Raw genomic sequence first — 11,742 nt, forward strand, 5'->3', positions numbered from 1 at the left:
AAGCCGATCTCGCCTTGGGGGTTGCTGCGCGTCAAGGTGATGGCAATGATGTCGCGCTCTTGGCCCTGAAACGAATCGACGGTGCCCACGCTGAGCCTGCGTTGCTGCAGCAAACCATTCAGCACTTCGCTGTCTTCGATGGCGTCTTTTAAATAGTTGATTTGGGCGCGGTACGGCGCAATGACGCCAATGGTCAGCGGGGTGTGTTGGTGTTCGTCGTGTTCGGCGGCGTCGTAGGGCGCCAGCAGCTGCGCCAGCCGCTCCAGCAGCAAGTGGGCTTCTTCGGGGTTGGCGGTTGAACGGCTTTCAGGAATGGCCACTTCTTGATAACCGCAACCCGCCGTGTCGATGAATTCCACCGGCAAGTCGGGTGCAAAACGCAGGTCATAAGCCTCTAGGCCAGCGCAGCGCACGCTGGCGTGCGGCACCAGTTGGCCGCCATAAAACTTCTCGGAGCTGAAGCCCATGATGTGCTCGTGCATGCGGTATTGCGTGGTGAGCATGCGGGCCGTGTTGGGTTGGCGCTGGATGCACTTTTCAAACAGGGTTTCGCGCAGGCCTTCGCGGGCGGCTTGTTCGCTTTTCACGGTGGGCGGCAGTTGGTGGTGATCGCCCGCCAACACAATGCGCTGGCCCTTGGCAATGGGAATCCAGCAACCCGGCTCCAGGGCCTGGGCGGCTTCGTCGATGAAGACGGTCTCAAAGCTCAGGTGGCGCATGTGGCGATGGCTGGCGCCCACCAGCGTGCAGGTGATGACCTGCACCGACTCGAGCACGTCCTCGGTCATGAAGCGCTCCAAGTCGTCGGCGGCTTGGCGCAGCGTGCGCGCTTCTTCACGCAGCTGTTGGCGGTGCTGTCGCCCCTCAAAACCAAAGTTGCGGACGCCTTCTTTGGCCAGTTCGCTGGCCGTGTCTCGGTGCTGCTCAGCGGTTTGGCGCATCGCGTGCATCTTGGCGTAGCTGGGGTGGGCCATCACACCGGCGTCGAGCGTGTGCTTGAGCAGCAGGTCCGACACGCGGCTGGGGTTGCCCATGCGGATCACGTTCACACCGCGCTCGGCCAGCTTTTCGGTCAGCAGGTCCACGGCGGTGTTGGAGGGGGCGCACACCAGCACGCGCCGCTCGCGCCGGATGGTTTCCAAAATGGCTTGCACCAGCGTGGTGGTTTTGCCCGTGCCGGGCGGGCCGTGGATGATGGCCACGTCTTGCGCCGAGATCACATGGCGCACCGCTACCAGCTGCGAGTCGTTGAGCGCACTGGGGTAAAACAGGTCGTCGGCTTGGGGCTCGCGAAAGCGGGCGGGCTGCGCGCCCAGCAGCACGTCGCGCAGTTCGGCCAAGCGGTTGCCGTGTGCGGCCATGACCGCGCTCAGGGCCTGGTTCATCTCGCGGTAGCTCACCTCGTCAAACGTCAGGTCAATGCCTAACGTGCTGCCGTTGAGGGTGCTGCCGTCCAGCACCCAGTCGGGCAGCGCTTCTTTGGTGGTGGCCAGCAGCAGCTTGTTGCGCCGCACGCGGGTGACCACGCCGCTCACCACGGGCCGGTCAGGCCCTGAGTAGCCGGGCGCACTGCTGAACAGCGCCGCAGCCGCCCCCACCTGAAACAAGTGCAGGTCTTGCCGATGCGCAGGGCGCTCTAGCTCCAGCACCACCTTGCCACCAAAACCGATGTCTTCTTGGGTGATGGTGACGGGGTACCAAGTCAGGCCGCGCCGACGGCGCTCTTTGATGCTGGCACTGGCGTTTTTGAGCTTGAACTGCGCCTGGTCTTCCTTTTGCTCCAGTTGCATGAGGGCGCGCACATGGCGTAACTCATGTTGAACGTCACGTTCGAGGGCGCAGGGGGCGGTGGGGGTGGGGTCTTGGTCAGCCAAAGGGAATGGGATCGAGAGGCTGCAAGGACTTGAGCGCTCTCGGTTTTGAGGATGGGGGGGACTCTAACTGAATTGGCCTGGGCACCAGACGCAAGCCCTATCATTCCCCCTCATGCCCTCCCCCATCCTCTATTCCTTCCGCCGCTGCCCCTACGCCATGCGGGCCCGGCTGGCTTTGTTGGTCAGCGGCTTGGCGTATGAGCACCGCGAGGTGGTGCTCAAGAACAAACCGGCATCGATGCTGGATTTGTCGCCCAAGGGCACGGTGCCGGTGTTGTGGCTGCCAGCCGATTCACGCGTGATCGATCAGAGCCTGGACATCATGCTGTGGGCCCTGCGCCAGCACGACCCGCAGGGCTGGTTGCCCGCAGCTGCAGACGAGGCAGAAGTGCTGCGCTGGATTGCACTCAGCGATGGGCCTTTCAAGCAGCACCTGGACCGCTACAAATACCCGCAGCGATCAGGCCTGGCCAGTGGTGTGGCCGACCGCGATTTGGGTGCGCAGTGGCTGGCGCAGCTGGATGCGCATTTGCAGCAGCAGGCCTTTTTGGCCGGTGCGCGTTGGGGCTTGCTGGACGCGGCGCTGGCGCCGTTTGTGCGGCAGTTTGCGCACACCGACCCGGCCTGGTTTATCGCGCAACCTTGGCCGCGCTTGATCGGCTGGCTGGCCGCTTTTGAGGGCTCTGAGGCTTATGCGCAGGTCATGGCCAAGCACCCGGCTTGGCAAGATCCGGTGGCTTGACGCACTGCCGCGCCATCAGCGCCGATCTGCAGCGCCCACTTGAGCAGAGGCGGGCAAGCCGAAGGCCCGGTCAAAGCACCATGTGAAGACGATGGCATAAAAGAAAAAGAAGGCCAGCAGGCCTAGGTTGGCCACCAAGGCAGCGGTGAGCGAAATGTCCAGCCAGAGCGACATGACGGGCAAAAGAATGATGACCAAGCCGCCTTCAAAACCCGCCCCGTGGGCCAGCCGCCTGGCAAAGGAGCGACCTCGCACCGATTGGCGCGACTCCCAACGCTCAAACAGCCAGTTGAAGACGTAGTTCCACGTCAGTGCAATGCTCGACAACACAACCGCCAAGGCGAATGTAGAGGCGGTGGACTTGTCAAAAGCCAAGCTCAACACGGGCCCGACCACGGCGATGGCAATGGCCTCGTACAAAAGGGCCTGGACAACGCGGCGGGTGGTGGGGGTCATTTTGGGGAACGGGGTAAGGTGGCCTGCAAGGAGAGAGCGCTAGCAGGCACGGGTGTCAGAAGTTAACACGTCATGCTCGTCAGGTCGAAAGAAGTCATATCGTCTATTGATTTTTATATAAATACTTTATGACTCATAAATTACTCGAACCGCTAAACTAACCGAGTTCAAAACGCTTGCGGGGTTAATTGTGAAAGCATCTTCGCGCTATTTAATTTCATGGGCTGCCGACCTGCCTATGTGATGCGATCGAATTACCTTGTAACTTATAATTCACACGTTTGAAGTTCGTGATTACCTGACCGCGCAAGGCGACGACCCTTATGCACTGTGGTTGATGTCACTGGCGGATCGACAAGCCAGAGCCCGAATTTTGGTTCGGATAGGTCGAATGGCCAGCGGAAATTTTGGTGATGTGAAACCGGTTGGCGAAGGTGTATGGGAAGCCCGAATTGATTGGGGGCCGGGGTACAGGATTTACTACGCACAGGCTGGACAAAGCTTGATCTTGCTGCTGGTCGGTGGTGACAAGCGAAAACAGCAAGCGGATATTGAAAAGGCCCACCTTTACTGGATGGACTGGCAACACAGGAGAAAGCTCAAATGACCAACATGACCAGCCGCCCGCATGACGAAGCGGTTGTGGAGATGCTCAAAGCCGATCCTGAGTTTGCCAACGAGTACCTGGCTGTTGCATTGGATCAAGCTGATCAACCGGGCGGACAACAGGCTTTGTTGGGGGCTTTGCGGCTCATCGCTGAGGCGCAAGGCATGTCTGCCGTGGCCGAGAGAGCGGGCATGCCCCGCGAAAGTCTGTACCGGGCACTCAGTCCACGCGGCAATCCCACACTCAAAACTTGGTTGGCTGTGTTGAACGCCACCGGTTTGCACTTATCGGTGGTGCGACCGCAAGTTTGATGTCTTTTAATCGCCGCCGCTGACTTGCTTCACTGCCGCGCCGTTCGCACATTGAGCGGCAATGCGCCCGGTGCGCTGGTGCGCCAGGGGTTGATGTCCAGCCCGCCGCGCCGCGTGTAGCGGGCGTAAACCGTGAGCTGGGTGGGTTTGCAGCGCGTCCAGATGTCCATGAAAATGCGCTCGACGCATTGCTCGTGGAATTCGTTGTGGTTGCGAAAGCTCACGATGTATTGCAGCAAGCCCGCTTGGTCGATCTGAGGGCCGCTGTAGGTGATTTGCACGCTGCCCCAGTCGGGCTGGCCGGTGACCAGGCAGTTGCTTTTGAGCAAGTGGCTGACCAGGGTTTCGCTGACCGGTGCTTCGTCGGCGGTGGCGCTGAGCAAGTCGGGCGCGGGCTGGTAGCGGCTGCATTCGATGTCCATGCGGTCGAGGTTCAGGCCGTCCATTTCATGCACGGGCTCGGCGTCAAACATCTCGGGCATGAGCAACTTGACGCCCACGCTGGCTTGCACCGCGCTGCCGTGCCAGATGGCGGCGCTGATGTCGCGGCGGATGCGGTCGCGCACTTCGTCGGGGCTGTCGATGCGGGTGTTGTTGAAGCTGTTGAGGTACAGCTTGAAGGACTTGCTCTCCACAATGTGCGTGCTCTCGGCCGGCACGGTGATGTGGGCCAGCGCCACTTGCGGCTTGCCTTTGGTGTTGAGCCAGGACAGCTCAAACGCGGTCCACAGGTCGGCCCCAAAAAACACGGGCTGCGCGGTGATGCCGATCTCGGCCCGTTTGGTGGCACGCGGGATGGGGAAGAGCAAGCTCGCGTCGTACTGGTCCACATAGGCGCTGGACTTGCCCAGCTGCGATTGTTCAGGGGTGTTGTGGTTCATGCTTGCAATTTGCGTCGGAAGACCAAGCGGTCGGGTTCAGACACGGCGGCGTCGTACGCGTAGCCTTCGAGGTCAAACTTCAACAAACCAGCGGGTTGGGTGATTTTTTTTTTGACGGCGTAGCGGGCCATCAGGCCGCGGGCGCGTTTGGCGTTGAAGCTGATGATTTTGTATTTGCCGCCCTTGAAGTCTTCAAACACGCATTCGATGACGCGGGCCTTGAGCGTTTTGCGGTCCACCGCCTTGAAGTATTCCTGCGAGGCCAGGTTGACGATGACGGGTGTTTTGTCGGCGGCCAGACGTTCGTTCAGGTGCTCTGCGATTTGCGGGCCCCAGAACTTGTAAAGGTTGCTGCCCTTGTCGGTCTGCAGCGTGGTGCCCATCTCCAGGCGGTAGGGCTGCATCCAGTCCAGCGGACGCAGCACGCCGTACAGGCCGCTCAAGATGCACACATGGTTTTGCGCCCAGTCCAGCTCTTTGGCACTCAGGGTTTTGGCGTCCAGACCTTCGTACACATCTCCGTTGAAGGCGAGCACGGCTTGCTTGGAATTCTTGGCGCTGAACTTCGGACGCCAGGCTTCGTATCGGGCCACGTTCAACGCCGACAGCGCATCCGACAAGTCCATCAGCTCGGCAATTTGCTGGGGCGACTTTTGGCGCAGCACCTCGATCAGGGCCTGCGACTGCGGCACAAACTGCGGCAGCGTGTGGGGTACATCGCCCACGGGGGTTTCGTAATCCAGAGATTTGGCGGGTGACAATAAGAACAACATGCTCGACATCCTTTACTTGGACGATTATCTCGCCATCGTGCACAAGCCCGCAGGCTGGCTGGTGCATCGCACCCCGCTGGACAAGGGTGAAACGCGCTTTGTGCTGCAAGCCCTGCGCGACCAGATCGGGCAACACGTCTGGCCGGTGCATCGGCTGGACAAGGGCACCAGCGGCGTGCTGGTCTTTGCCCTGAGCGCCGAGGTGGCCCGCACGCTGGGTCAGGCGTTTGAAACCGGCGAGGGCCTGCACAAGACTTACCGGGCCATCGTGCGCGGCTGGCCTTTGGACCAAGGCTTGATCGACCACCCTTTGAAGCGCATGCCCGACGACATGCGCTCAGAGCGCGAGGAAGTGCAGCCCGCGCAGACGCGCTACGAAACCTTGCGCCGGGGCGAGTTGCCGATTGCGCAAGGCGACTTTGCCACCCTGCGCTGGGCCGAGGTGCAGCTGCAACCCCTGACCGGCCGCCGCCACCAATTGCGCCGCCACATGAAGCACATCGCCCACCCCATCATTGGCGACGCCACGCACGGCAAAGGCCCGCTCAACCGCGCCGTGGCCGAGCACCTGGGCCTGCAGCGGCTGTGGCTGCACGCGCTGCACCTGGACCTGCCACACCCGGTGAGCGGCCAACTGCTGCACGTGGCATCGCCCTTGCCCAGCGAGTGGACGCGGTGGGACGCTTTTGCCGCTGACAGTGATGCACGCAAAGGCATGGACCCCGGATCAAGTCCGGGGTGACAGAGAAGATTCCGGGGTGACAAAGAAGATAAATCACGTCCGGGGTAACAAAGGAGAGTGAAACGTCATCCCGGGCTTGACCCGGGATCCATGGCGGCAAGGGAGATGGACCCCGGATCACGTCCGGGGTGACAAAGAAGATTCCAGGGTGACAAAGAAGATAAATCACGTCCGGGGTGACAAGCGGGGGTAAATCAAGTCCGGGGTGACAGGGGTCATGTCACCCAACGGATAAGCATCCTTGCGGTTTTCCATAAGATTCAGCTTTTAGTCCGTCATCGCGAGCGAACTTAACCCCGTCATCGCGAGCGAAGCGTGGCGATCCAGTCTCTGTGCATGCCCGTACAACTGGACTGCCGCGCTTCGCTCGCAGTGACAAGTACTTTCCAACCGACTGTTTCCATGAGCCTGCTTTTCACCCCCTTCACCTTCGAGGCCCCCAGCGGCCCCCTCACCCTGCCCAACCGGATCGTGGTGGCACCCATGTGCCAGTACTCGGCTGTGGACGGCCAGGCCACCGACTGGCACCTGACGCATTGGACCAATATGCTCAACAGCGGCGCGGGCTTGTTCACCATCGAGGCCACTGCGGTGTCGGCTGTGGGCCGCATCAGCCCCGGTTGCCTGGGCCTGTGGGACGATGCCACGCAAGCGGCATTCGCGGACAAGTTGGACCGCGCCCGCCGCCAAGCGCCGCAGGTGCCGGTGTGCATCCAGATCAGCCACGCGGGGCGCAAGGCGTCGAGCGCGGCTCCGTGGCACGGTGGCATGCTGATTGCCCCCGAGGACGGCGGCTGGCCCACCGTGGCGCCCAGCGCTCTGCCCCACCTGCCGCAAGAAGCGGCCCCCACCGAGTTGAGCCTGGCCGACATCGCGCAAATCAAGGCCGATTTTGTGAACACCGCACGCCGCAGCCAGGCCTTGGGCATCGAGGCGCTGGAGCTGCACGCCGCGCACGGTTATTTGCTGCACCAGTTCTTGTCGCCTTTGTCGAACCAGCGCACAGATGCGTATGGCGGTTCGTTTGAAAACCGCATCCGCTTCCCGCTGGAGGTGTTCAAAGCCGTGCGCGAAGCCTTTGGCAGCACGCTGGGCATGCGCATTTCGGGCACCGATTGGGTCGATGGCGGCTGGACGATCGATGAGACTTGCGAGCTTTCGATTTTGCTCAAAGCAGCCGGGGCGCAGTTTGTGCACATTTCGTCGGGCGGTGTGTCGCCCCTGCAAAAAATCACGCTGGGCCCGGAGTACCAGGTGCATTTGGCCAAAGCCGTCAAAGAGCGCTCGGGGCTGACCACGTTTGCCGTGGGCCTGATCACCGAGCCCGCCCAGGCAGAAGCCGTGCTGCAGCGCGGTGACGCTGACTTGGTCGCGCTGGCCCGTTCGTTCTTGTACAAACCGCGCTGGGGCTGGGAAGCCGCCGTGGCCTTGGGCGGCACCGTCGACGCACAGCACCAGTATTGGCGCAGCCTGCCCCGGGAAGCGAAAAACATTTTCAACAACGCCAAGATCGGCATGCGCTGATTGAGCACCCCCTGCAAAAGAGAGAGACAAAAATGAACACACGTCGCAAATTGACCCGCTTGCTGGCCCTGGCCAGCCTGTGCGCCCCCATGGCCCTGATGGCGCAGGCCTTCCCCAGCAAGCCGATCAGTCTGGTGGTGCCGGTGCCGCCGGGCGGCCTGGTGGACACCTCGGCCCGCCTGATTTCCGAGCCTTTGGGCCGCCTGATCGGCCAATCCGTTGTGGTTGAAAACAAGGGCGGCGCCAGCGGCAACTTGGCTTACCAACAAGTGGCCAAGGCGCCCAAGGATGGTCATACGCTGTTGGTGTCGTACTCGGGCTACCACGTGGCCAACCCGATCTTGATGAGCAAGCTGCCTTGGGAGCTGAAAGACCTGACGCCCGTGGGCCTGATCACCGTGGCCACCAACGTGGTGGCGGTGCACCCTTCGGTGCCGGTGAGCAACATGAAAGAGTTCATCGCCTACGTCAAACAAAACCCGGGCAAGCTGAACTACGCCTCGCAAGGCAATGGCTCGGTCTCGCACATCGGCACCGAAATCTTCAAGCAGCAAACCGGTGTGGACTTGGTGCATGTTCCCTACAAAGGCTCGGGCCAGGCCATTGCCGACGTGTTGGGCGGTCAAGTGCAGGTGTTCATGACCACACCGCCTTCGGTGATGCAACACATCCAGGCGGGCAAGCTCAAAGCCTTGGCCGTGACCGGCAAAAAGCGCCACGCGGGCATGCCCCAAGTGCCCACCATGGCCGAAGCGGGTTACCCCAACTTTGACCTCGAGTCGTGGGTGGCGCTGTACGCCCCGGCTGGCACACCGGCTGCAACCATCAACCAGTTGGCCGATGCCGTGAAACGCAGCCTGGACTTGCCCGAGAGCAAGCAGCGCGCCGATGTGGCGGGCATCGAGGTACGCTTTGTGGCTCCAGCCGAGATGACCAAGCTGCTCGATCGCGACATCGCCGACTGGACGCAGGCCATCAAGGCGGCCAACATCAAGCTGGATTGAGGTCGCCCGCCAGGCTGGCCAAGGTTGGCGCGGGCATGTCCATGTGCGCGGGGTAATGCGTGTGGCCGCAGCCCAGGCGCACACCCGCACCAGCTTGCACAAAGGCGGCCATGGCCGCATCCAGCTCGAAACGCAAGAAGTGCACCGCTGAGGTTTTGGTGGCGGTTTCACGGACTTGGTCTTCGTCGGCGATGGCGTAAATCCGGGGGTGGCCTTCCACCTCGACAAACACCCGGCCGGCCACCCCGATCAGCTTGGCCAGCTCGCGCTGGCGCTCGTGGGCGTCGGGGTACTCCAGCATCAAAGTCGCCTTCCAGTTGCCGCCGTCGGGCACCAGGGGCGCATAGGCGGCAATCTCGTGCAGGATGCCGTCCTCTTCAAAGATCCTTTCGATGCGCAGCATCTCCTGAATCTGGTAGCGCACGGTGGCTTCGTTTTCGAATTGCACCCGCAAATGCTCGCCCAGTTGCACACTGCGCAGTTGGCGCAGGGCGATGAGTTCGGCTTGGTGCACTTTGCGCCAGCGGGCGTAGGCCTCCAGCGACATCAGGTTCTCGGGGGTGATGTTTCCGTGCAGGTCCATGGGCTGCGCTCAGTCTTGCAGGCTGTCGATGGCTTTTTGGTAGCGGTTGGCGTGCGAGCGCTCCGCCTTGGCCAGGATCTCGAACCAGTCGGCGATCTCGTCGAAACCTTCGTCGCGGGCGGTCTTGGCCATGCCGGGGTACATGTCGGTGTATTCGTGGATTTCGCCCGCCACTGCCGACGCCAGGTTGAGCGCGGTGGTGCCGATCGGCAAACCGGTGATCGGGTCACCGGCCTGGGCCAGAAAGTCCATGTGGCCATGCGCGTGGCCGGTTTCGCCATCGGCGGTGGAGCGGAACAGGGCAGCCACGTCGCTCAGGCCTTCGATGTCGGCCTGGTTGGCAAAGTACAGATAACGGCGGTTGGCTTGCGCCTCTTCCGAAAAAGCCTGTTTCAGGCATTGTTCAGTGCGCGATCCTTTGAGGGTGGCCATGTGCTTCTCCTGAGAGGAATGAGGGGACTTTTCAGGTCTGGACAAACAGGCGGCGCCGGTCAGTGCCAGCGCCTGTGCCGTGATTGTCCGCCCAGAAGCCGCCCGAGGCAGACCGGAGGGCTACAAAAGTTAAAATCGTGGCCATTCGACTTGTGTCGCCCCCATCGGCCGCCATGAAGCGGCCGACCTTCTTTTTCAAAGATCCCCATGAGCAACGCACCCGCCACCCCGGTCCAACAGCCCGGCCTTGAGAGCCTGTCCAAATCGTTCGAACCCGCCGCCCTGGAAGCCCATTGGGGCCCAGAGTGGGAAAAGCGCGGCTACGGCGTGGCCGGTTTCCGTGGCACCCAGGCCACCAAAGACGGCGCCCCGGCCTTTGCCATCCAGTTGCCCCCACCCAACGTGACAGGCACCCTGCACATGGGCCACGCCTTCAACCAGACCATCATGGACTCGTTGACCCGCTACCACCGCATGCTGGGCCACAACACGGCCTGGATTCCTGGCACCGACCACGCGGGCATTGCCACGCAAATCGTGGTGGAGCGCCAGCTGCAGGCCAAAGGCATCAGCCGCCATGACATGGGCCCCACGCCCGCCGAAGCCCGCAAGAATTTTGTGAGCAAGGTCTGGGAATGGAAAGAAGAGTCCGGCAGCACCATCACCAGCCAGATGCGCCGCATGGGCGACAGCGTGGACTGGAGCCGCGAATACTTCACGATGGACCCCAAGCTGTCCAAAACCGTGACCGAAACCTTTGTGCAGCTCTACGAGCAAGGCCTGATCTACCGTGGCAAGCGCTTGGTCAACTGGGACCCGGTGCTGATGAGTGCGGTGTCTGACCTGGAAGTCGAGAGCGAAGAAGAAGACGGCTCGATGTGGCACATCCGCTATGACCTGGCCGATGGTTCCGGTAGCTTGACCGTCGCCACCACCCGCCCCGAAACCCTGTTGGGCGACGTGGCCGTGATGGTCCACCCCGAAGACGAGCGCTACAGCGCCCTGATCGGCAAGCAAGTGAACTTGCCTTTGTGCGGCCGCACCATCCCCGTCATTGCGGATGACTATGTGGACAAAGCCTTCGGCACGGGCGTGGTGAAGGTCACGCCCGCGCACGACACCAACGACTACCAAGTTGGCCAGCGCCACAAGCTGGAGATGATCTGCGTGCTGAACCTGGACGCGACCATCAACACCAACGCCCCCGAAAAATACCGGGGCCTGGACCGCTTCGTGGCCCGCAAGGCCGTGGTGGCGGATCTGGAAGCCGCAGGCGCATTGGTCGAAGTCAAGAAACACAAGCTCATGGTGCCGCGCTGCGCCCGCACCGGCCAGGTGATCGAGCCCATGTTGACCGACCAGTGGTTTGTGGCCATGAACCAAGTGGGCCAAGGCGACGCCACCGGCAAAAGCATCGCGCAAAAAGCCATCGACGCCGTGCAATCGGGCGAAGTGAGTTTTGTGCCCGAGAACTGGGTCAACACCTACAACCAGTGGATGAACAACATCCAGGACTGGTGCATCTCGCGCCAGCTGTGGTGGGGCCACCAGATCCCGGCTTGGTACGACGAAGACGGTAACGTTTATGTGGCCCGCAACGAAGCCGAAGCGCAATCCAAGGCCCCGGGCAAAACGCTCAAGCGCGACGAAGACGTGCTGGACACCTGGTACTCGTCGGCACTGGTGCCTTTCAGCACCATGGGCTGGCCCGAGAAGACGCCCGACTACGACCTCTACCTGCCTTCCTCCGTTTTGGTGACCGGCTACGACATCATCTTCTTCTGGGTCGCCCGGATGATCATGATGACCACGC

At 61.8% G+C, this 11,742-nt stretch carries 13 protein-coding genes; 7 read left to right on the forward strand and 6 right to left on the reverse strand.

Going from position 1 to position 11,742, the window contains the following annotated elements; genetic code table 11:
- Positions 1 to 1,874, reverse strand: a 1,874-nt coding sequence (locus Q1W40_RS07170) for an IGHMBP2 family helicase (protein WP_300710431.1), incomplete at its 3' end; no start/stop codon positions are given.
- 112 nt (positions 1,875 to 1,986) lie between these two features.
- Here Q1W40_RS07170 and Q1W40_RS07175 point away from each other — a divergent pair.
- Entirely contained in the window at positions 1,987 to 2,616 is a 630-nt protein-coding gene (locus Q1W40_RS07175) for a glutathione S-transferase (protein ID WP_300710433.1), read from the forward strand.
- 15 nt (positions 2,617 to 2,631) lie between these two features.
- Here Q1W40_RS07175 and Q1W40_RS07180 read toward each other — a convergent pair whose 3' ends face one another.
- On the reverse strand, positions 2,632 to 3,072 hold the full coding sequence (locus tag Q1W40_RS07180; RefSeq protein ID WP_300710436.1) for a PACE efflux transporter: 441 nt from the start codon (positions 3,070 to 3,072) through the stop codon (positions 2,632 to 2,634).
- Between the two features lie 298 nt (positions 3,073 to 3,370).
- On the opposite strand from Q1W40_RS07180, the gene Q1W40_RS07185 reads away from it, so the two are divergent.
- The gene (locus Q1W40_RS07185) at positions 3,371 to 3,679 is read left to right on the forward strand and encodes a type II toxin-antitoxin system RelE/ParE family toxin (RefSeq protein WP_300710456.1); all 309 of its coding nucleotides are present in this window, start codon (positions 3,371 to 3,373) and stop codon (positions 3,677 to 3,679) included.
- A complete protein-coding gene (locus Q1W40_RS07190; RefSeq protein WP_300710438.1) occupies positions 3,676 to 3,990 on the forward strand; it encodes an addiction module antidote protein in 315 nt (104 codons plus the stop codon). Before Q1W40_RS07185 ends, Q1W40_RS07190 begins: the two co-directional genes overlap by 4 nt.
- A 29-nt stretch (positions 3,991 to 4,019) precedes the next feature.
- Here the strand turns inward: Q1W40_RS07190 and queF are convergent, their stop codons facing one another.
- On the reverse strand, positions 4,020 to 4,871 hold the full coding sequence (gene queF / locus Q1W40_RS07195) for an NADPH-dependent 7-cyano-7-deazaguanine reductase QueF (RefSeq protein WP_300710440.1): 852 nt from the start codon (positions 4,869 to 4,871) through the stop codon (positions 4,020 to 4,022).
- Positions 4,868 to 5,644: a peroxide stress protein YaaA gene (gene yaaA, locus Q1W40_RS07200; RefSeq protein WP_300710442.1), complete on the reverse strand. Its 777-nt coding sequence runs from the start codon at positions 5,642 to 5,644 to the stop codon at positions 4,868 to 4,870. The genes queF and yaaA overlap by 4 nt, the downstream gene beginning before the upstream one ends.
- Here yaaA and Q1W40_RS07205 point away from each other — a divergent pair.
- The 3 genes from Q1W40_RS07205 to Q1W40_RS07215 all read left to right on the forward strand — a co-directional run bounded on the left by Q1W40_RS07205 (position 5,643) and on the right by Q1W40_RS07215 (position 8,914).
- Entirely contained in the window at positions 5,643 to 6,386 is a 744-nt protein-coding gene (locus Q1W40_RS07205) for a pseudouridine synthase (protein ID WP_300710444.1), read from the forward strand. The two genes, yaaA and Q1W40_RS07205, sit on opposite strands and share 2 nt — an antisense overlap.
- Before the next feature lie 402 nt (positions 6,387 to 6,788).
- On the forward strand, positions 6,789 to 7,910 hold the full coding sequence (locus Q1W40_RS07210) for an NADH:flavin oxidoreductase/NADH oxidase (RefSeq protein ID WP_300710446.1): 1,122 nt from the start codon (positions 6,789 to 6,791) through the stop codon (positions 7,908 to 7,910).
- Between the two features lie 89 nt (positions 7,911 to 7,999).
- Entirely contained in the window at positions 8,000 to 8,914 is a 915-nt protein-coding gene (locus Q1W40_RS07215) for a tripartite tricarboxylate transporter substrate binding protein (RefSeq protein ID WP_300710459.1), read from the forward strand.
- Here the strand turns inward: Q1W40_RS07215 and Q1W40_RS07220 are convergent.
- Entirely contained in the window at positions 8,901 to 9,497 is a 597-nt protein-coding gene (locus tag Q1W40_RS07220) for a DUF3501 family protein (RefSeq protein ID WP_300710448.1), read from the reverse strand. The genes Q1W40_RS07215 and Q1W40_RS07220 overlap by 14 nt on opposite strands.
- A 9-nt stretch (positions 9,498 to 9,506) precedes the next feature.
- A complete protein-coding gene (locus tag Q1W40_RS07225) occupies positions 9,507 to 9,929 on the reverse strand; it encodes a rubrerythrin family protein (RefSeq protein ID WP_300710451.1) in 423 nt (140 codons plus the stop codon).
- A gap of 207 nt (positions 9,930 to 10,136) precedes the next feature.
- On the opposite strand from Q1W40_RS07225, the gene Q1W40_RS07230 reads away from it, so the two are divergent.
- Positions 10,137 to 11,742 (forward strand): valine--tRNA ligase (locus tag Q1W40_RS07230; protein WP_300710453.1); only part of this gene is annotated, 1,606 nt, incomplete at its 3' end.

Origin of the sequence: Limnohabitans sp., from assembly GCF_030158565.1 — a bacterium.
Taxonomy (GTDB): Bacteria; Pseudomonadota; Gammaproteobacteria; order Burkholderiales; family Burkholderiaceae_C; genus Limnohabitans_A.

Coding starts and splice junctions, on each gene's coding strand:
- Q1W40_RS07175 (WP_300710433.1), top strand. CDS start 1,987: ATGCCCTCCCCCATCCTCTATTCCTTCCGCCGCTGCCCCTACGCCATG.
- Q1W40_RS07180 (WP_300710436.1), bottom strand. CDS start 3,072: ATGACCCCCACCACCCGCCGCGTTGTCCAGGCCCTTTTGTACGAGGCC.
- Q1W40_RS07190 (WP_300710438.1), top strand. CDS start 3,676: ATGACCAACATGACCAGCCGCCCGCATGACGAAGCGGTTGTGGAGATG.
- queF (WP_300710440.1), bottom strand. CDS start 4,871: ATGAACCACAACACCCCTGAACAATCGCAGCTGGGCAAGTCCAGCGCC.
- Q1W40_RS07205 (WP_300710444.1), top strand. CDS start 5,643: ATGCTCGACATCCTTTACTTGGACGATTATCTCGCCATCGTGCACAAG.
- yaaA (WP_300710442.1), bottom strand. CDS start 5,644: ATGTTGTTCTTATTGTCACCCGCCAAATCTCTGGATTACGAAACCCCC.
- Q1W40_RS07210 (WP_300710446.1), top strand. CDS start 6,789: ATGAGCCTGCTTTTCACCCCCTTCACCTTCGAGGCCCCCAGCGGCCCC.
- Q1W40_RS07215 (WP_300710459.1), top strand. CDS start 8,000: ATGGCCCTGATGGCGCAGGCCTTCCCCAGCAAGCCGATCAGTCTGGTG.
- Q1W40_RS07220 (WP_300710448.1), bottom strand. CDS start 9,497: ATGGACCTGCACGGAAACATCACCCCCGAGAACCTGATGTCGCTGGAG.
- Q1W40_RS07225 (WP_300710451.1), bottom strand. CDS start 9,929: ATGGCCACCCTCAAAGGATCGCGCACTGAACAATGCCTGAAACAGGCT.